Origin of the sequence: Buttiauxella cochleicola, from assembly GCF_021283185.1 — a bacterium.
GTDB classification, from domain to species: domain Bacteria; phylum Pseudomonadota; class Gammaproteobacteria; order Enterobacterales; family Enterobacteriaceae; genus Buttiauxella; species Buttiauxella massiliensis.
In genome coordinates, this window is sequence record NZ_JAJSOS010000011.1 from 120,393 (window position 1) to 138,300 (window position 17,908).

Annotated in this window: 18 protein-coding genes and 1 tRNA gene; 4 read left to right on the top strand and 15 right to left on the bottom strand. The window is 51.3% G+C overall.

Annotation, left to right across the window (positions count from 1 at the left end; genetic code table 11):
• Positions 1-4: 4 nt before the first annotated feature.
• Positions 5-1,090, bottom strand: coding sequence for a chorismate synthase (gene aroC, locus LVQ76_RS17260; protein ID WP_064512767.1), 1,086 nt, complete (start codon positions 1,088-1,090; stop codon positions 5-7).
• A gap of 78 nt (positions 1,091-1,168) precedes the next feature.
• Positions 1,169-2,101 (bottom strand): 50S ribosomal protein L3 N(5)-glutamine methyltransferase, encoded by a 933-nt coding sequence (gene prmB, locus LVQ76_RS17265; RefSeq protein WP_151995285.1) that lies wholly within the window; start codon positions 2,099-2,101, stop codon positions 1,169-1,171.
• 171 nt (positions 2,102-2,272) lie between these two features.
• Between prmB and smrB the strand changes: the two genes are divergently transcribed.
• Entirely contained in the window at positions 2,273-2,824 is a 552-nt protein-coding gene (gene smrB / locus LVQ76_RS17270; RefSeq protein ID WP_232865946.1) for an endonuclease SmrB, read from the top strand.
• A gap of 77 nt (positions 2,825-2,901) precedes the next feature.
• Here the strand turns inward: smrB and sixA are convergent, their stop codons facing one another.
• The 4 genes from sixA to LVQ76_RS17290 form a co-directional block, all read right to left on the bottom strand.
• The gene (gene sixA, locus LVQ76_RS17275) at positions 2,902-3,390 is read right to left on the bottom strand and encodes a phosphohistidine phosphatase SixA (protein ID WP_064512773.1); all 489 of its coding nucleotides are present in this window, start codon (positions 3,388-3,390) and stop codon (positions 2,902-2,904) included.
• 187 nt (positions 3,391-3,577) lie between these two features.
• Complete coding sequence (gene fadJ / locus LVQ76_RS17280) at positions 3,578-5,737, bottom strand: fatty acid oxidation complex subunit alpha FadJ (RefSeq protein WP_232922113.1); 2,160 nt, start codon at positions 5,735-5,737, stop codon at positions 3,578-3,580.
• Entirely contained in the window at positions 5,737-7,047 is a 1,311-nt protein-coding gene (gene fadI, locus LVQ76_RS17285) for an acetyl-CoA C-acyltransferase FadI (RefSeq protein ID WP_232922114.1), read from the bottom strand. Before fadI ends, fadJ begins: the two co-directional genes overlap by 1 nt.
• 221 nt (positions 7,048-7,268) lie before the next feature.
• Positions 7,269-7,553: a YfcZ/YiiS family protein gene (locus tag LVQ76_RS17290; protein ID WP_064512780.1), complete on the bottom strand. Its 285-nt coding sequence runs from the start codon at positions 7,551-7,553 to the stop codon at positions 7,269-7,271.
• A 370-nt stretch (positions 7,554-7,923) separates the two neighbouring features.
• Between LVQ76_RS17290 and fadL the strand changes: the two genes are divergently transcribed.
• Positions 7,924-9,216: a long-chain fatty acid transporter FadL gene (gene fadL / locus LVQ76_RS17295; RefSeq protein ID WP_502258296.1), complete on the top strand. Its 1,293-nt coding sequence runs from the start codon at positions 7,924-7,926 to the stop codon at positions 9,214-9,216.
• Positions 9,217-9,284: 68 nt separating this feature from the next.
• Here fadL and mlaA read toward each other — a convergent pair whose 3' ends face one another.
• The 9 genes from mlaA to ccmA form a co-directional block, all read right to left on the bottom strand.
• Positions 9,285-10,043, bottom strand: a complete 759-nt coding sequence (mlaA, locus tag LVQ76_RS17300) for a phospholipid-binding lipoprotein MlaA (RefSeq protein ID WP_232865942.1) — start codon at positions 10,041-10,043, stop codon at positions 9,285-9,287.
• 16 nt (positions 10,044-10,059) lie between these two features.
• Complete coding sequence (locus LVQ76_RS17305) at positions 10,060-11,139, bottom strand: cytochrome c-type biogenesis protein CcmH (protein WP_232865941.1); 1,080 nt, start codon at positions 11,137-11,139, stop codon at positions 10,060-10,062.
• A complete protein-coding gene (gene dsbE / locus LVQ76_RS17310; protein ID WP_232922116.1) occupies positions 11,136-11,693 on the bottom strand; it encodes a thiol:disulfide interchange protein DsbE in 558 nt (185 codons plus the stop codon). Before dsbE ends, LVQ76_RS17305 begins: the two co-directional genes overlap by 4 nt.
• Positions 11,690-13,642, bottom strand: coding sequence for a heme lyase CcmF/NrfE family subunit (locus tag LVQ76_RS17315; protein ID WP_232922117.1), 1,953 nt, complete (start codon positions 13,640-13,642; stop codon positions 11,690-11,692). Before LVQ76_RS17315 ends, dsbE begins: the two co-directional genes overlap by 4 nt.
• Entirely contained in the window at positions 13,639-14,118 is a 480-nt protein-coding gene (gene ccmE, locus LVQ76_RS17320; RefSeq protein ID WP_232922118.1) for a cytochrome c maturation protein CcmE, read from the bottom strand. The genes LVQ76_RS17315 and ccmE overlap by 4 nt, the downstream gene beginning before the upstream one ends.
• Positions 14,115-14,327: a heme exporter protein CcmD gene (ccmD, locus tag LVQ76_RS17325; protein ID WP_232865938.1), complete on the bottom strand. Its 213-nt coding sequence runs from the start codon at positions 14,325-14,327 to the stop codon at positions 14,115-14,117. The genes ccmE and ccmD overlap by 4 nt, the downstream gene beginning before the upstream one ends.
• Entirely contained in the window at positions 14,324-15,061 is a 738-nt protein-coding gene (locus LVQ76_RS17330; protein WP_232865937.1) for a heme ABC transporter permease, read from the bottom strand. The genes ccmD and LVQ76_RS17330 overlap by 4 nt, the downstream gene beginning before the upstream one ends.
• An 81-nt stretch (positions 15,062-15,142) precedes the next feature.
• Positions 15,143-15,802 (bottom strand): heme exporter protein CcmB, encoded by a 660-nt coding sequence (gene ccmB, locus LVQ76_RS17335; protein ID WP_232922119.1) that lies wholly within the window; start codon positions 15,800-15,802, stop codon positions 15,143-15,145.
• Complete coding sequence (ccmA, locus tag LVQ76_RS17340; RefSeq protein WP_232865935.1) at positions 15,799-16,407, bottom strand: cytochrome c biogenesis heme-transporting ATPase CcmA; 609 nt, start codon at positions 16,405-16,407, stop codon at positions 15,799-15,801. Before ccmA ends, ccmB begins: the two co-directional genes overlap by 4 nt.
• A gap of 204 nt (positions 16,408-16,611) precedes the next feature.
• Between ccmA and LVQ76_RS17345 the strand changes: the two genes are divergently transcribed.
• Together LVQ76_RS17345 and LVQ76_RS17350 are read left to right on the top strand one after the other, a co-directional pair.
• Positions 16,612-17,577 carry a formate/nitrite transporter family protein gene (locus LVQ76_RS17345; protein ID WP_233338043.1) on the top strand — a complete coding sequence of 322 codons (966 nt, stop codon included), beginning with the start codon at positions 16,612-16,614 and terminating at the stop codon, positions 17,575-17,577.
• 203 nt (positions 17,578-17,780) lie between these two features.
• Positions 17,781-17,855, top strand: a tRNA-Arg gene (locus LVQ76_RS17350).
• Positions 17,856-17,908: the final 53 nt, after the last annotated feature.

The following is a 17,908-nucleotide window of genomic DNA, read 5'->3' on the forward strand; positions in this document are numbered from 1 at the left end:
CGCATTACCAGCGCGGCAAAGGGAAAGTCACGTCACCGTTTTGAGCACGCTGACGCAGCATATGATCCATCAATACAATCGCTACCATGGCTTCGGCAATCGGAACAGCACGAATACCGACACAAGGATCGTGGCGACCACGCGTGACCATCTCAACTTCTTCGCCTTCGCGGTTGATGGTGCGGCCTGGGACCATAATGCTGGATGTCGGTTTCAGCGCCATATTGGCCACAATCTGCTGGCCGCTGCTGATGCCACCCAGAATGCCGCCAGCGTGGTTGCTCTGGAAACCTTCTTTGGTGATTTCGTCGCGATTCTGGCTACCACGTAGATTAACCACGCCAAAACCTTCGCCAATTTCCACGCCTTTCACGGCATTAATGCTCATCAATGCATGGGCGATATCAGCATCTAAGCGGTCGAATACAGGTTCGCCAAGACCCGGCGGCACGTTATCCGCGACCACGGTAACTTTCGCACCAATGGAGTCGCCTTCTTTTTTCAGCGCACGCATCAGCTCATCAAGTGTTTCAATCTTGTCTGGATCAGGGCAGAAGAACGGGTTCTGCTCAACTTGATCCCAGTCTTTGATTTCTAACGGCACGTCGCCCATTTGCGTCAGGCAACCACGAATAATGATGCCGTATTTATGCGCCAGATATTTTTTAGCAATCGCCCCAGCTGCCACACGCATCGCGGTTTCACGTGCTGAAGAACGGCCACCGCCACGATAATCGCGCAGGCCGTATTTTTGTTCGTAGGTGTAATCTGCGTGGCCCGGACGGAACACGTCTTTGATAGCGCTGTAATCTTGCGAGCGCTGATCGGTATTTTCAATCAATAGGCCGATGCTGGTGCCAGTGGTGACGCCTTCAAATACACCGGAAAGGATCTTCACCTGATCGGGTTCGCGGCGTTGCGTGGTGTAGCGTGAGGTCCCCGGGCGGCGACGGTCGAGATCGTGTTGTAAATCGGCTTCGGTAAGCGGGATGCCTGGCGGCACACCATCAACGATACAACCCAGCGCGACACCGTGGGATTCACCAAATGTCGTTACGCGAAATACTTGTCCGATAGAGTTTCCTGCCATTTTTCACGGCTCCTTACCGTTGTCATTTTTGTTGTGTTGTCAGCAAAAGAAGACGGGCCATAAGGCCCGTCTACACGATTAGTCTTTGTAAATACTGAAATGTTCACGCGCATCGATAAGCTGCGATTTAGTCAGCATAAATACGCCGTCACCGCCGTTATCGAACTCAAGCCAGGTGAACGGCACATCAGGATACTGGTCCATCAGATGCACCATGCTGTTCCCGACTTCACAAATCAGGATACCGCCATCGGCGAGGTAGTCCGGTGCACATGCCAGAATACGACGCGCCAGTTTCAGGCCATCTGTCCCCGCAGCCAGACCTAATTCCGGCTCGAATTTGAACTCACCCGGCAGGTCAGACATATCTTCCGCATCCACATATGGTGGATTAGTGACGATAATGTCGTACTGCACTTTTGGCAGGTCACGGAACAGGTCGGAACGCATTGGCGTTACCTGGCTTTCCAGGCCATGCTCAGCGATGTTTTGCTCAGCAACTGCCAGCGCATCAAGAGAAATATCGACCGCATCCACTTCCGCATTCTGGAATTCGTAAGCACAGGCGATAGCGATACAGCCGCTGCCAGTACACATATCAAGAATATGGTGTGGTTCCTGGTCGAAAAGACCCGCGAAACGGTTGGTGATCAGCTCACCAATCGGGGAACGCGGCACCAGCACACGCTCATCAACATAAAACTCATGGCCGCAGAACCAGGCTTTGTTTGTCAGATAGGCCACCGGAATACGCTCATTAACACGACGAATTACACGCTCAACGATGCGATGACGCTCGCTTGGTGTCAGACGTGCGGTGCGCATATCTTCAGGAATATCCAGCGGCAGATAGAGACTTGGCAGCACTAACTGAACGGCTTCGTCCCACGGATTATCCGTGCCGTGGCCATACCAGACATTGGCGGCGCTAAAACGACTGACTGCCCAGCGCAGCATATCCTGAATGGTGTGCAGCTCATTAACTGCCTCATCGACGAAAATTTTATCCACGTTGCCCTCCGCAGGCCGTTCGCGTTAATTCAATAATCGATTAGTTTGCCATGAAGGCCGCGACAAATCAGCATTTCAATCGCGCTCAGCGTGGGGAAAATGACGTTTTATTTAGCGATGAACGGCAAACCAGGTAAACTGACGCAATAGCAGATGCGAGACGAGATACCAATGAAGAAGAAAACTCCGCTCAGCGCTGACGATCAGAACCTTTTCCGTGATCTGATGAGCGGCACAAAAAAATTAACTCAGGACACGATTGTTCATCGCCCAATACGCAAAAAAGTGCAGGAAGTTCCGGTAAAGCGACTGTTGCAGGAGCAGGTTGATGCCAGCCACTATTTTTCTGATGAATTCCAGCCGCGTCTGGCAACAGAAGGCCCCACACGTTACGTGCGCGAAGACGTCAGCCATTTTGAGCTGAAAAAAATACGTCGCGGAGATTATTCGCCGGAGTTATTCCTCGATTTGCATGGCCTGACACAGATGCAGGCAAAGCAGGAATTAGGCGCGTTGATTGCGGCCTGTCGGCGTGAGCATGTTTTTTGTGCCTGTGTGATGCATGGCCATGGTAAGCATGTGTTGAAGCAGCAAACGCCACTGTGGCTGGCTCAACACCCACACATAATGGCATTTCATCAGGCACCAAAAGAGTACGGTGGTGATGCTGCATTGTTGGTGTTGATTGAAATCGAAGAGTGGCTACCGCCGGAGTTGCCGTAATCCTGAGCCCGCACCCCGCGGCCCCAGAAATACAAAGAGCCGCTATTATAGCGGCTCTTTTTTCATGCTTACGGCTATCAGATAGCTTTAGCTACCTTCAAATTACACGGACTCATCTGCCAGTTGAACACCCCTTTCCCTGTTTCTGGATCAAGAGTGACATTAGCAATGGCCGAGGTACTGAACATCGGTGGTGTTTCCTCTGGGCACAGCTCAGAGACCAAATAACCGACTAGCGGTAGGTGAGAAATCACCAGCGCCGACTCAACCCCTTCATTGGCCAGGGCTTGCAAATAGCAGCTCACCAGACCTACATCGCCGCACGGTGTCAATTCCGGCAGAATGTCTTCTTTACCTGGAAGAGTCAGTGCTTCCCGCACAACATCCAGGGTTTGTTCGGCTCGCAGATAAGGGCTCACCAGAACACGTTCGATATCCACAACCTGACCTTTCAACCAGGTCGCCATTACTCGGGATTCATCACAACCACACTGGGTGAGCGGACGTACCGAGTCACTGGCGGCATCGAGAGCTGCGTCGCCGTGACGCATGATAAAAACTTGCATATTGCACCGCTTTTGTTAACCAGGAATGCTTGAATTCCCCTGAAACCTACGTGGAGAAATTCAGCAGCCGGGCATTGTGCCTTATCCGTACATCGAATGAAACGCTGTTTTTTACCTCAATGGTGCAAGTATAGTCAATCACTGTTTATTAAGTGAGCGACCAGCATCCATTCACCGAACCATATAATCATGATTCTTTGACTACATTTCCTTCACCGGGGTTCACTTTCCCCCAGAAAATTCGTTGCTCTTCGACCATTTGTAAAAGTCTTTCACAAGGAGTAAAACGCTCCCCGTACCGACTGGCCAGGCGTTGCAGTTGTGCGACGACTTCACCCGCCCCCTGGGTATCCATATAGCGGAACGGGCCACCAAGGAACGGTGGAAAACCAATACCAAACACGCCACCGATGTCACCATCGCGGGCACTGCGAACAACACCTTCATCGAGGCATCTAGCCGCTTCATTTAGCATCATCATCACGCAGCGTTGTGCGATTTCTTTTTCTGCCAGTTGCCCTTTGGGTGAAACACCGAGCAGAGTATAGATTGCAGGGTCGACCTGCTTTTTGCTTCTACTCCCTTTCCCTGAATAAAGATAGAAACCACGCCCGTTTTTTCTACCTTTGCGATCGTCATTCAATATTGCTGCAATTTCTGACGGCGCTGCAAAACGATCTCCGTAAGCTTGCTGAAGTATAGGACTAATTTTAGTCCCCACATCAATTCCCACCTCATCCAAAAGTTGGATTGGGCCGACCGGGAAACCAAACGCTACCAGCGCATTATCAATCTTATCGACAGGCTCCCCTTCCACGAGGCAACGCATCGCTTCGTTAACGTAAGGTGCCAGAATACGGTTGACGTAAAACCCGGCGCTGTCGCCAACAACAATCGGTGTTTTGCCCTGTTTTTTGGCAAGTTGAACGGTCGTGGAAATGGTTTCCGCACTGGTTCCCGCATGAGGAATCACTTCAACCAAGGGCATTTTATCGACCGGGCTGAAGTAATGCAGGCCTATCACTTGTTCTGGACGTGCGGCATTTGCCGCAATATCAGCAATCGGCAGTGAAGACGTGTTTGAGGCAAAAATGGTATGCGGCGCGGCGTTCTGTTCGATTTCCGCAACCATCTTTTGCTTGAGAGCGAGATCTTCAAAAACCGCTTCCACGACGATGTCGCGGTTATGGAATCCGTGATAATCGGTACCACCGGAGATACGCGCCATTTCACGCTGGCGCTCAGCCGCTTTCATATGTCGGCGGCGTACTTTTTTATCCAGCAAGTCCCAGCTGTATTTCAACGCATGGTTAATGCCATCGTGATTAATATCTTTGATGCGTACGGGCAATTTGCCTTTAGTCGCGGTGACAAAAGCAATCCCTCCGCCCATTAATCCGCCACCTAACACACCTATTGCATTTATAACTCGTGGTTGAGCATCAGCCCCATGTTCTTTTTTAAGCTCGGTACTGGCAAAGAATAACCCGCGCAAAGCCACCGATTGCGGAGTCATAGCCAACTCGCCAAAGGCTTTCGCTTCCGACTCGTAACCGCTAAAACTCCCCTGCCCAAGACCAACTTTTATCACATCGATAATGCGCTGCGTGGCAGGATAATTACCGCGAGTTTTTTGCTCAGTTTTCTTACTCACCATGCTGAACAATAAAGAACGCCCAAGCGGACCGGCTAAAATACGCTCTCGAACCGGCAATGTGCGCGATGCCTGACGGCCTTTGCCCACCAGCTCAACTGCTGCCGTCAGCAGAATTGACTGTGGCACAACTTCATCCACCAGCCCCAATTTCAGCGCCTGGCGTGGACGTAATTGTTTGCCGGTCAGAATCATATCAAGTGCATTGCTGACGCCAATCAAACGCGGTAAACGCTGTGTACCACCCGAGCCCGGCAGCAGGCCGAGCTGCACTTCCGGCAGCCCCAGTTTTGTTTTCTCGTCATCAGTACAAATACGTGAATGGCATGCCAGTGCCAACTCCAGCCCACCGCCGAGACACGCACCATGAATCGCCGCAACTACCGGAATCGGCAAGGCAGCAATTTCAGCCATAATTTGCTGCCCCTGATGTGCCAGTGCCTGTGCTTCTTGCGCACTTTGGCAGCTTGCAATCATGTTTATGTCAGCTCCGGCAATAAAGTTATCCGGCTTGCCAGAGATAAATATCAGCCCCTGCAATGCCGAGTTATCGCGAACCTGTTTGATAATGTTATGTACTTCGGGCCCGAAAGAGGCTTTCAGAGTGTTCATCTTTTCGTTCGGCACATCGATAGTCACTATCGCGATATTGTCGAGACGGATATGTAAGTGGAAAGCAGAAGTCTGTTCCATTATTCGGCCTCCAGAACCATTGCAGCACCCAGGCCACCTGCGGCGCAAGCGGTCACCAGGCCAAAACCTCCGCCACGACGGCGCAGTTCATGCAGCGTTTGCGTAATCATTCGAGCGCCGGTTGCGGCAAATGGATGCCCATACGCAATCGAACCACCCAGTACGTTAAACTTGGTATCGTCCACTTCCCCCGTAGCATGGGCGCGGCCCAATACATCACGTGCAAAACGCTCACTAGCAATCATTTTCAGGTTAGCTAACGTTTGCGCGGCAAAGGCTTCATGCATATCGAAAAGCGTCAGGTCATTCAAAGTGATGCCCGCTCGCTCAAGCGCCAGTGGGGTCGCCCAGGCAGGGCCCAGTAGCATATCTTTCCACACATCCACGGCGGTGAACGCATAGCTGCGTAAATAGCCCAAAGGCTTCAAACCCAACTCTTTGGCACGAGATTCCGTCATTAAAATAATCGCTGCCGCGCCATCGGTTAATGGCGTGCTATTGGCGGCGGTGACCGTGCCATGTTTGCGATCGAAGGCTGGACGTAGCTTTGCGTAATCAGCAATTGAGGAGTTTTGGCGAACGTTGTTATCTTCGCTGAAAGGCTGGCGATATGGCGGGATAAAGGCTGTCATCACCTCATCAGCCAGTTTCCCTTCTCTCCAGGCGTTGGCCGCTTTGGTATGAGAGCGATGCGCGAGAGCATCTTGTTGCTCACGCGTAATCCCGTGAGTTTTTGCCATTTGTTCGGCGGTGTCGCCCATACGCAAGCCCGTTGAATATTCAGCAACAGCAGGAGGTACCGGTAATAAATCACGTGGGCGCAAACGCGCGAATAATTTCAGACGCTGGCCCAAAGTACGCGCCTTGTTCACATCCACTAATGTGCGGCCTAACTTCTTACTAACGCCAATCGGCAGTACAGATGAGGAGTCGGCACCACCAGCAATACCTGCTCGGATCGTGCCAGCCATTAGGCTTTCAGCCACATTCGCTACGGCCTGGAAGCTGGTCGCACAGGCACGGCTCACGCTATAGGCATCGGTATGCACACTCATTCCGGTGCCGAGGACAATTTCGCGGGCGATGTTTGGCGCTTCCGGCATCTGGACGACCTGGCCGAAAACCAGTTGTTCGATAATTTCTGGGGGAATTTCGCTACGTGCCAACAGTTCGCTGACCACCATATTGCCGAGGTCGACAGCAGGTATGCCGTGAAATGCCGTAGCCTGACGGGCAAACGGGGTGCGTAACCCACTGACAATAGCAATACGGTCGCCCTGACGGGTGACCAGCGGAAGTGCCTGACTCATAACGCTCCCCTATTCTTCCCTTTGTGTATGAATCTACAGCTGCATTGCTGTAACTTCCTATTTCTGGGAATAAAATTGTAAATGACCAATAGTGGTCTGACCTGATCATAGTTTTAACCAAAAAGTTACAATCAGCCAACCGGGGGACTAAAAATTTGGGAGGGGGAACACGCTTTAAGAGAGGAAAATGACGCTCTCAGGGACGAGAGCGTCAGGAAATATTAACGCAGGCCCAGCTGGAAGATCATGGTTTCAGCCTGGCAGCTGAAAGTGAAATCGATATCCAGACGAACGCCGTCAGCTTCTTCAGTATAACGAGGGACGATCTGGCAAGGTTCAGATTCTGCGGCACGTGCTTTCTCAGTCAGCGCAGCCAGAGTTTCGTCAGCTTCAGCGCGGGTCGCGAACACGCGGCTGTATGTTGCTGTGCAGTCGGTGTTATCGATGATAGAGCCGACATCAATACAGCAGCAAACCGGGGTTTCATCAGCAGTGTTCTTACTCATTTTATGATTTCCTCTGTATTTAAAAGGCAAAATGTTTTCAACGAATCTTGTCTATTTTACGCTCCCTGTTGAAGCGACTCCAGTCGTTAATCTTGTCAAAATCCGTAAGTGACCCAAATCACACTTAAAAATGATCTAAAACAAGATTCACCCATTTTGCTAAGTGACGAAGAACCCGATTTTGCCAGTCAGATCTCGTTTCGACGATCAAATTTGAAAATTCTTAGATACAAACTTGCAACATCCCATCTGGTCAGACCTATACTCTCGCCACTGGTCTGCTTTCTCTGTAACAGAACAGACCCTACTATTCGCGCTCCTGTTACGGTATGTAACATTGTTTGTATAAAAATAAATCCATTATGAGGTTTTGGTCATGAGCCAGAAAAACCTGTTTACAAAGTCAGCCCTAGCGGTTGCAGTGGCAATTGTCTCATCGCAGGCCTACTCAGCCGGCTTTCAATTAAACGAGTTCTCTTCCTCAGGCCTAGGCCGAGCTTATTCAGGGGAAGGTGCAGTTGCGGATAACGCGGGCTCCGCCAGCCGTAACCCTGCAACTATCATGATGTTTGACCGCCCTTCCTTCTCCGGTGGCGCAGTGTTTATAGATCCAGACGTTAATATTTCTGGTAGCTCACCCTATACCGGACGTAGCACCGCTGCCGACAACATCGCGCCAACTGCGTGGGTACCGAACCTGCATTTTGTTGCGCCAATCAATGAACAGTTTGGTTGGGGGGCTTCAGTTACCTCCAACTACGGCCTTGCTACAGAATTTAACAATAATTATATCGCTGGTGAATATGGTGGCAAAACCGATCTGACCACCTTAAACCTGAATCTTAGCGGTGCTTATCGTTTAAATGACAACTGGAGCTTTGGTCTTGGCTTTGATGCTGTTTACGCTAAAGCAAAAATTGAACGTTACGCAGGTGAACAAATCTCTGGTTTAGGCCTTGCCACTCCAGGAACCCAAATATCACACATGAAAGGTGACGAGTGGGGTTATGGCTGGAACGCAGGCATTCTTTATGAAATCGATAAAGATAACCGCTACGGCTTCACCTACCGTTCCGAAGTCAAAATTGACTTCGATGGTGATTACAAAAGTAATATTCCTGCCCAAGCGAATGCTTTCCCTGGCGCAGGTACAGCTTTCCCATGGGGAACCAGCGGCCAAACTGTCCCAGGTTCTCTGACCCTGAACTTACCTGAAATGTGGGAGTTGTCGGGTTATAACAAAGTAGCGCCGCAGTGGGCTATCCACTACAGCGTGGCTTACACCAGTTGGAGCCAGTTCCAGGAGCTGAAAGCCACAGGCACCAACGGACAGACTCTGTTCTATAAAGATGAAAGCTTCAAAGATGCGTACCGTATTGCTTTAGGTACCACCTACTTTATGGATAAAAACTGGACCTTCCGTACCGGTATCGCGTTCGATGACAGCCCAGTTCCGGCAGACAAACGTTCGATCTCCATTCCTGACCAGGATCGCTTCTGGCTCAGTGCTGGTACTACCTACGCATTTAACGACGATGCTTCTGTAGACCTGGGCGTTTCCTACATGCACGGTCAGCACGTTGAGATCAAAGAAGGCCCATATACCTTCCAGTCTGAAGGCAAAGCGTGGCTGTACGGTATGAACTTTAACTACGCATTCTAATAGTTAATAGTGATAAAAAAGGCGAAACCTCGGTTTCGCCTTTTTTATGTTTATTACCCACTCAATGCTTACTGAGAGTCGATATCTTTCAAGTCATCTTCAATTGCTGCAGCATTCGGATTTGCTGATGGTGAAAGCTTCCCACCGTTAGCAATAAAGTCGTGGCTCTGGAAGTAAGCTTCACGAACCAAAATGTACGGATCGGATGACTGCTTGAGCAAACCATCAGAGTCCAACAGTTGAGCACGAGTTTCGATCCCTTCAACTGTCCATTTGCCGATAGACATCGGCCAGGTCAACCACGATAGCAGCGGATAGAGCGTATCGGCATAATCACCACCTTCATCACGCAGTGTAAAGCTGCCATAGAACGGTAATTGCACATACGGGCCGTAGCCCACGCCATAGTGGCCGAGTGTTGAACCAAAGCGATGCGGTTCTTCACGCTGGAGTTTAGGGTTCGCCATGCCAGCCACGTCGATAAAACCACCCATACCGAGCATTGTGTTCAGGAAGAAGCGCGTAAAGTGCACCATCCCCTGATACGGGTTACCCTGAATGAAGAAGTTCACCATTGTGGCGGGTTCTTCCAGGTTGCTGGTGAAGTTACTTATCCCATTACGAGCCGGTTGCGGCACATAATCACGCCACACCACAGCCACCGGGCGCACAACATACGGGTCCAACACATTAAAGTTGAAGTTGTACATTGTACGGTTGAACCCTTCAAATGGGTCCGAACGCCCCTGCGGCTGTTGATCGGCAGAGCTGGCGCACCCGACTAAAAGTGTCGTGGCCAACGCCAGTCCGGTCAGGCGGAAATTCATATGTGTCTCCCTGTTATTATTTGTCTGCGCTCTCAGGTTTGGTGCTGTCCATACCAGCTTGTGCAACCTGCGCCTGCTCGATGCTTCTTTGCACCACAGCCCTGCGCTGGTCATTTGCCGGTAATACTTTAAGCATGACTTGCCATGCACCAATTGCCTCGCGGTAATTTTGTTGTTCGAAAGCGCTAAATGCCAGCAGGCTGAGCACGCGAACATTTGTATGGTCCGTTTTAAGGAGCTCTCGCAGCAGATTCCCACCCAGTTGGTTATCTTGCGGATCGCCACTACGGGTCAATACTTCAGCATAGCCCAGCTTTACATTACTGTTAGTGGGCGACAGTTTATACGCATGTGCAAAAGCTTGTGTAGCGGTACTTGCGTTATTCAGAACCATACCAATTCGCCCGAGCATCATCCAGCCTTCAATATTGCCAGGTTCATGTTGCAAACGCGTGCGCAATCCAAGCCCGAGATCCGCCATTTCCGCCATGTTCAGCGGTTCGGCCTGCGGATCTAACGCCCGTTGTAATAGTTGCGGCGTCTGGTTTGAGACATTTTGCCAGGCGCGAACCTGTTTCCAGTCAGACGTTTTCAGATAAACACCAACACTCACTACAATTAACACCACAGCACCGGGTGCGAAAAACCAGAAATGGGCTTTTCGGCTAATCGCTGGTTGAGTTTCACTTTCAGGCTCATCACTAAAGTGCACTCGCCGTTTACGACTGCGCATGACAATCACGCCCGCACCGCCGAGAATAAATAGCACTGGCAGCACCCATAAAATGATAGTGGCAGGCGTTAGCGGTGGTTCGTATGTCACGAAATTGCCGTAGCGCTCAACCATGTAATCAATAATCTGCTGCTTCGTTTTGCCCTGCTGCATCAGTTCATAAACTTTCAGGCGCATGTCAGAGGCAATCATCGCATTAGAATCAGCGATGCTATTGTTCTGGCATTTTGGGCAGCGCAATTGCTCAGTGAGCTGGCGGAACTGCTGCTCTTGCGCTTCGTCTTTGAACTGGAAAGTGTCTATTGCCGCGAGCACATTAAACGAGAACAAGAATGCGATGAGAAATAGCCATACGCGTTTCATGCACCTGCCTCCTTGTTGTATTTATCCCACAGCGGTTTTAATTCTTGCTGCCAGACACGATCGTTAAGATCCCCTGCGTGGCGATAACGAATGATCCCTTTTCCATCGATCAGGAAGGTTTCGGGTGCACCATAAACGCCCAGATCTAACCCCAGCATACCGTTGCCATCAAACAGGCTCAGCGCGTAAGGGTTACCTAATTCATTCAGCCAGGTAATCGCTTTGCGGCGCTCATCTTTATAGTTCATGCCGACCACCCGCACGCCTTGTGCTTTGAGACCATTGAGATACTGATGCTCAGCACGGCATGTAGGGCACCAGGTTGCCCACACGTTGAGTAATAACGGTTTGCCATCAGTCAGAACTGACTGGTCATAAATCTTGCCAGGGTTTTCCAAAGACTCAAGACGGAACACCGGCACCGCTTTCCCAACTAATGCAGATTCGAGATTGGTCGGATCATCGCCCTGCGCATTACGTGCCAGTTGCCACAGTAACATCGTGGCCAACAACAAAAATAAAACGAGCGGGATAAATAATACTTTGCGCTTCATGCAGCCTCCGGCATGTTTTTACGCTGGCGGTAACGTGGGTCGAATAAACAGAACAGGCCGCCGAGCGTCATCAATATTCCGCCCATCCAAATCCAGCGCACAAAAGGTTTGTAATAGAGGCGAACCGCCCAACTACCGTCATCTAACTCTTCACCGAGAGCAGCGTAGAGATCGCGCGTCACACCGCCATCAATTGCCGCTTCGGTCATCATGGCGCGGTTGCTGTTATAGAAACGTTTTTCAGCATGCAGCGTGGCTTCAGGTTTGCCATTACGCGTCACGTCGATAATACCCACGCCGCCACGGTAGTTCGGCCCCGTCAGTTCATGCACATCGCGGAACACAAAGTGGTACTGGTGAATGTCGATACTGTCGCCTGCTTTCATGCGCACATCACGCTCAATACTGTAATTCTGGCTAAATGCGATACCGACGACAGTTACCGCCAGCCCCAGATGTCCAAACACCATGCCCCAATGGCTGCGCGGCAATTTCCATAATCCTTTCAGCAAGCCATGGCGATGCGTGGCGCGCTCATAGACTTCGGTTAACGCCAGCACAAATACCCAAACCGCCATCAGTAAACCGACGACAGTCATCGCTTCGATACGGTCTTGCATCATCCATGGCAGCGTTAACGCCAGCGCCACGGTCACCACAACGGCAATAACCAGGCGTTTAATCAACTTTTGTGGTTCATCGCGACGCCAGCGCACCAGCGGGCCAATGCCGAGCAACAGTGCAAACGGGGCCATCAAGGCGGTAAACATCGTGTTGAAGAACGGCTCGCCAATAGAAATACTGCCCAGCCCGAGTTGCTTGTGCACTAAAGGCAGCAGCGTTCCTAACAACACCACCAGCATCGCTGCGATTAACAGCACGTTATTGCCGAGCAAAAAGGATTCCCGCGACCACAAACTGTTGCCGACACGTGAACGGACTTTACCGCCCTGAACCGCATACAGCAGCAGCGAACCGCCAATCACAATCACCAGGAAGGCGAGGATAAACATGCCGCGCGCCGGGTCAGAAGCAAATGAATGCACCGAAACCAGCACGCCTGAGCGCACCAGGAAAGTGCCCAATAAACACAGCGAAAACGCAGTAATCGCCAGCAGCACCGTCCAGGCTTTAAAGCTGCCGCGCTTTTCAGTCACCGAAAGCGAGTGGATTAACGCCGTCCCTGCCAGCCACGGCATAAACGAGGCGTTTTCTACCGGGTCCCAGAACCACCAGCCGCCCCAGCCCAGCTCGTAATAAGCCCAGGCCGAACCTAAAACAATGCCGATGGTTAAAAATGACCAGGCCGCTAACGTCCATGGGCGAGTCCAGCGCGCCCAGGCAGAATCAAGTTTCCCGGCCATCAGTGCGGCAATAGAAAACGCAAACGCCACGGAGAAACCGACATACCCCATGTACAGCAACGGTGGGTGGAAAATCAGCCCGATATCCTGTAACAGTGGGTTCAGGTCACGCCCTTCAATAGGGAAGTCAGGCAGCGTGCGGGTGAATGGATTCGAGGTGAAAATGATAAACAGCAGGAAGCCGAAATTAATCATCCCCATCACCGCCAGCACACGTGCGACAGCATCTTGCGGCATGCTGCGGCTGAACAACGCCACGGCAAACGTCCAGCCGCTGAGCAGTAAAACCCACAGCAGCAGCGAGCCTTCGTGTGCGCCCCACGTCGCCGCCACGCGATACCACACTGGCAATTCAGTGTTTGAGTTACTGGCGACGTACAGCACCGTGAAATCGTTCACCACAAATGCATTCACCAGCACCAGGAAACAGGCGCACAGCGTGATGAACAGCGCCCATGCTAACGGGCGGGCAGAAGCCATCAACCGTGAGTCATTACGCTTCACACCCCACAGAGGGTAAACACTGAGTAACAATGACCAGCCGAGCGCCAGGCAAAGCAAAAAACTGCCGATTTCTGGCATCATGAAGCGTTATCCTTATAGGCCTGTGGCGCGCGTTGGTGATTTTTATCCATCGCTTCTTTCACTTCCGGCGGCGTGTAATTCTCATCATGCTTCGCCAGCACTTCTTTCGCTTCAATCCTGTTACCGGCTGCAAACACGCCTTGTGCGACCACGCCCTGCCCTTCGCGGAACAAGTCCGGCAAAATACCGACGTAGCTGACATCCACTACTCCGCTTGCGTCATAGAGTTTGAATGTCACTTTCAGGGTCTGGTTATCACGCTTCACGCTGCCGGGTTGAACCATACCGCCAACGCGTAAACGCTGCCCGACTTCAGGCAACTGGTGGCTTTCGCCTTTGCCATACAGAATTTCACTCGGGGTATAGAAGAGATCGATATTGCTACGTAACGCATATAGCACAAGCGTGATAGTAAGCCCCAATCCCACTAGCACAGAAAGCGCCAGATATAATCGATTTTTGCGACGAGTGTTCATTCAGTTCCCTCTGCCTGACGTGCTGCCTGAATCCGTTTTTCTCGTGCCTGTTGGCGCGTGACTGAATTTAAAATGGTGCGATGCTGCAAACGGGTATGCCCCACCAATACCAGCAATGGGATGAAGGTTAGCGCGACAGCCAGCCAGACGTAAAACGCATAGCCACCCATGGCAAAAAATTCTGTCCAGTTTAAAAATGCGCTGGTCATGCGCTTCTCCTTTTATTCGCCAGTTCCATTACCCACGGACGGCGCTGCTCCTGAAGCAAGATAAGGTTGCGCAGGCGCATTAACGTCAGCGTGGCAAACAGCATCAGAAAACCGAAGATAGTCAGGCGTAACGGAGTGCGCATTGATGGGTCAATACTTTGCTGCATATTGGTCGAGCCCTGATGCAGCGTGTTCCACCACTCCACCGAGAAGTGGATAATCGGTAAATTCACCACACCGACCAACACCAAAATACCCGCCGCACGCCCGGCCAGTCGGCGGTCGTCAAAGGCGTTATATAGAGCAATTACGCCGATATAGAGAAACAGCAGCACCAACTCGGAAGTCAGACGTGCATCCCACACCCACCAGGTTCCCCACATCGGTTTGCCCCATGCGGAACCGGTGACCAGCGCAATAAAGGTAAATACAGCCCCGACCGGAGCCATTGCCGCTACCGCAAGGTCTGACATTTTCATCTGCCACACAAGGCCGATAAATGCCGCCACCGCCATCGATCCGTAAATGCCCATCGACCAGATAGCCGCCGGAACATGCAGATACATGATGCGGTAGCTCTGGCCCTGTTGATAATCCGCGGGCGCGAAACCAAAGCCCCAGATACAACCGACCACCAACAGCACCGCGCTGACAAGTGCAAACCAAGGCACCAGACGCCCGCAAAGCTGATAAAGCCGCTCGGGTTTAGCAAGCTGATGTAACCATTTCCACATAATCGTTGCTCACAAAATATCGACAAAAATCGGGTTAGAACTTGTAGGTCGGAAACGCGAAGCGCCATCCGACATTTTTAATTATTGAATACTGACACGCAGCGCCGCCGCCGTGGCAAACGGGCTTAACGTCGCGCTGCCCGCCAGCAACGCACCTAAAATTGCCAGATAGCCATCGACCGGAAGATGCATAGATGCAGCGTCCATCGCCGCAGTCGCAAATATCAGCAGTGGAATCGTTAACGGTAAAACCAACAGACTCAGCAGCACGCCGCTGCGCCGCAAACCCACCGTTAACCCAACGCCCGGCGCCCCCAGGAAACTCAATGTCGGCGTGCCGATAAGCAGCGTTAACGCCATCACCTGCCAGCCGTAAAAATCCATGCCTAGCAGCAATGCGGCAAGCGGCGAGAGGATCAGTAGCGGCAAGCCAGTGACCACCCAGTGAGCGGTCACTTTCGCTAACACCACCATCGGCAAAGGGATTGGCAGCAACATCAGTTGTTCAAGAGAGCCATCCTGAAAATCATCGCGAAACAATCTGTCCATCGCCAGTAGTGATGCCAATAGCGCCGCAACCCAAATCACGCCCGGCGCAATACGTGCCAGAAGTTGCGGCTCAGGGCCAATTCCTAGCGGAAACAGTGTAATAACAATAAGAAAGAACCACAGTGGGTTGGCTATTTCCGCACCTTTACGGAACACCACGCGCAGTTCATGCAGAAAAATTCGGCGCATCATGCCAGTTTCTCCTGCAAATGGATTTGGCGCACATTGCTGACTACCAGTGGCTGATGCGTGGTGAGAATCACCATGCCGCCTTGTTCGGTATGCAGCTTCAACTGCCGGGTAAGTTTTTCCACACCCGTAACATCAATGGCGGTAAAAGGCTCATCAAGAATCCAGATTTTTTGCGAGCTTAGCCATAATCGGGCCAGTGCCACCCGGCGTTGTTGTCCTGCAGAAAGTTGATTAACAGGCACATCTTCAAAACCCAACAAACCCACTTCAGTGAGCGCTTGCCAACGTAGGGTTTCCGCGCTTTGAGCGTGAAAAAAGCTCAAATTTTCAAATGCGGTAAGAACGGTTTTGATGCCAGGCTGATGCCCGAGCCACAACAAATCCTGATGATACTGGTAACGTGCGCGGGATAAGCCTTCACCTTGCCACTTCACTTCACCTTCTTCCGCCTGCGCAAGCCCCGCCAGAATCCGCAACAGTGACGTTTTCCCCGCGCCATTTTTGCCAGCGATTTGCACCATTTCACCTGGGCATACGGTGAAAGACAACTCGCTAAATAACACGCGGTCGTCACGTACGCAGGTCAGGTTAATGGCATCAAGCATGTGAGGAACACTCCTTGTCTTGGGATGCAAAATCATAACACATCAGAGGCTTTGCTCCAGTTGGGCTCGCGCCGCTGCGGTACTCCAAAAGAGGTAATCCGCACACCCGAGATCAAAATTATCTCAATTTAGCCCGCAAGGCGGGGAACAACGCCAAAAGCCGCTACGCTTAGAGAAGACAATAATGAGTGAGTGACCTTAAAAATGGGTGAAATTAAAGAAGAAAAAATCAACAAATCCACCGATGAAATTGAGGTCGAAAGTGACGAAAAAGATCACGGGGAAAAAATTGAAGTAGACGAGGAACAACTGCCATCGCGGGCGATGGCGATTCACGAGCACATTCGCCAGGACGGTGAAAAAGAACTGGAACGCGACGCAATGGCGTTGTTTTGGTCAGCCGTTGCCGCCGGGTTATCGATGGGCGCATCGCTGCTGGCAAAGGGAATATTTCACGTCAATCTGGAAGGTGTACCGGGTAGTTTTTTACTCGAAAACCTCGGCTACACCTTTGGCTTTATCATCGTGATCATGGCACGCCAACAACTGTTTACTGAAAACACCGTCACCGCTGTCCTGCCCGTGATGCAAAAACCTAGCGGCAGCAACTTCCTGCTGTTGATGCGCTTATGGGGCATGGTTTTACTCGGCAATATTATCGGCACCGGCCTTGCGGCATATGCGTTTGAATATATGCCGATATTTGACGAGCAAACCCGCGACGCATTCGTTTCTATCGGAATGGACGTGATGCACAACACGCCGGGCGAAATGTTTGCCAACGCCATCATTTCCGGCTGGATAATCGCCACCATGGTGTGGATGTTCCCGTCAGCAGGTTCGGCAAAAATATTTGTCATCATCATCATGACCTGGCTGGTCGCGCTTGGGGATTTAACCCACATCGTGGTCGGCTCCGTGGAAATTCTCTACCTGGTATTTAACGGTACCATCCACTGGAGTGAATTCTTCTGGCCGTTCGCCTTGCCAACGCTCGCAGGCAACATCTGCGGCGGCACGTTTATCTTCGCACTGATTAGCCATGCGCAAATCCGTAACGATATGAGCAACAAGAAAAAAGCAGAGACGAAGGCTAAAGCGAAGCGCAAACAGGAAGTGGAAGACGGTAAAGAAGGTGGCGAAGACAAAAAGCAGGCGCGACGCACATAAAAATGGTTACGTTTCAGGCGATCAACAGCCCTGCCCCTTAACTCAGACCTAAAAGCGGGTATACTACGCCGCGCAATGCCCTAAATAGTTCGAATTGTGGGTAGGTGGCAAAAGAACAAATCTCCAGGAGCTTACTTGAGTAAGTGACTGGAATTTGTGAACGCAGCCAACACCCCCATAATTTGAAGTATGACGGGCATTAGGTCCTCTTAGTTAAATGGATATAACAAGCCCCTCCTAAGGGCTAGTTGCAGGTTCGATTCCTGCAGGGGACACCATATACACTTCTTCTGACGTCTTCCGAACTCAACAAAAACCCCCTACAATCAGT

Excerpts from the sequence above, each read along its gene's own strand:
- aroC (WP_064512767.1), bottom strand. The coding sequence starts at position 1,090 with ATGGCAGGAAACTCTATCGGACAAGTATTTCGCGTAACGACATTTGGT.
- smrB (WP_232865946.1), top strand. The coding sequence starts at position 2,273 with ATGAAGAAGAAAACTCCGCTCAGCGCTGACGATCAGAACCTTTTCCGT.
- sixA (WP_064512773.1), bottom strand. The coding sequence starts at position 3,390 with ATGCAAGTTTTTATCATGCGTCACGGCGACGCAGCTCTCGATGCCGCC.
- fadJ (WP_232922113.1), bottom strand. The coding sequence starts at position 5,737 with ATGGAACAGACTTCTGCTTTCCACTTACATATCCGTCTCGACAATATC.
- fadI (WP_232922114.1), bottom strand. The coding sequence starts at position 7,047 with ATGAGTCAGGCACTTCCGCTGGTCACCCGTCAGGGCGACCGTATTGCT.
- LVQ76_RS17290 (WP_064512780.1), bottom strand. The coding sequence starts at position 7,553 with ATGAGTAAGAACACTGCTGATGAAACCCCGGTTTGCTGCTGTATTGAT.
- mlaA (WP_232865942.1), bottom strand. The coding sequence starts at position 10,043 with ATGAATTTCCGCCTGACCGGACTGGCGTTGGCCACGACACTTTTAGTC.
- LVQ76_RS17305 (WP_232865941.1), bottom strand. The coding sequence starts at position 11,139 with ATGAAACGCGTATGGCTATTTCTCATCGCATTCTTGTTCTCGTTTAAT.
- dsbE (WP_232922116.1), bottom strand. The coding sequence starts at position 11,693 with ATGAAGCGCAAAGTATTATTTATCCCGCTCGTTTTATTTTTGTTGTTG.
- LVQ76_RS17315 (WP_232922117.1), bottom strand. The coding sequence starts at position 13,642 with ATGATGCCAGAAATCGGCAGTTTTTTGCTTTGCCTGGCGCTCGGCTGG.
- ccmE (WP_232922118.1), bottom strand. The coding sequence starts at position 14,118 with ATGAACACTCGTCGCAAAAATCGATTATATCTGGCGCTTTCTGTGCTA.
- ccmD (WP_232865938.1), bottom strand. The coding sequence starts at position 14,327 with ATGACCAGCGCATTTTTAAACTGGACAGAATTTTTTGCCATGGGTGGC.
- LVQ76_RS17330 (WP_232865937.1), bottom strand. The coding sequence starts at position 15,061 with ATGTGGAAATGGTTACATCAGCTTGCTAAACCCGAGCGGCTTTATCAG.
- ccmB (WP_232922119.1), bottom strand. The coding sequence starts at position 15,802 with ATGATGCGCCGAATTTTTCTGCATGAACTGCGCGTGGTGTTCCGTAAA.
- ccmA (WP_232865935.1), bottom strand. The coding sequence starts at position 16,407 with ATGCTTGATGCCATTAACCTGACCTGCGTACGTGACGACCGCGTGTTA.
- LVQ76_RS17345 (WP_233338043.1), top strand. The coding sequence starts at position 16,612 with ATGGGTGAAATTAAAGAAGAAAAAATCAACAAATCCACCGATGAAATT.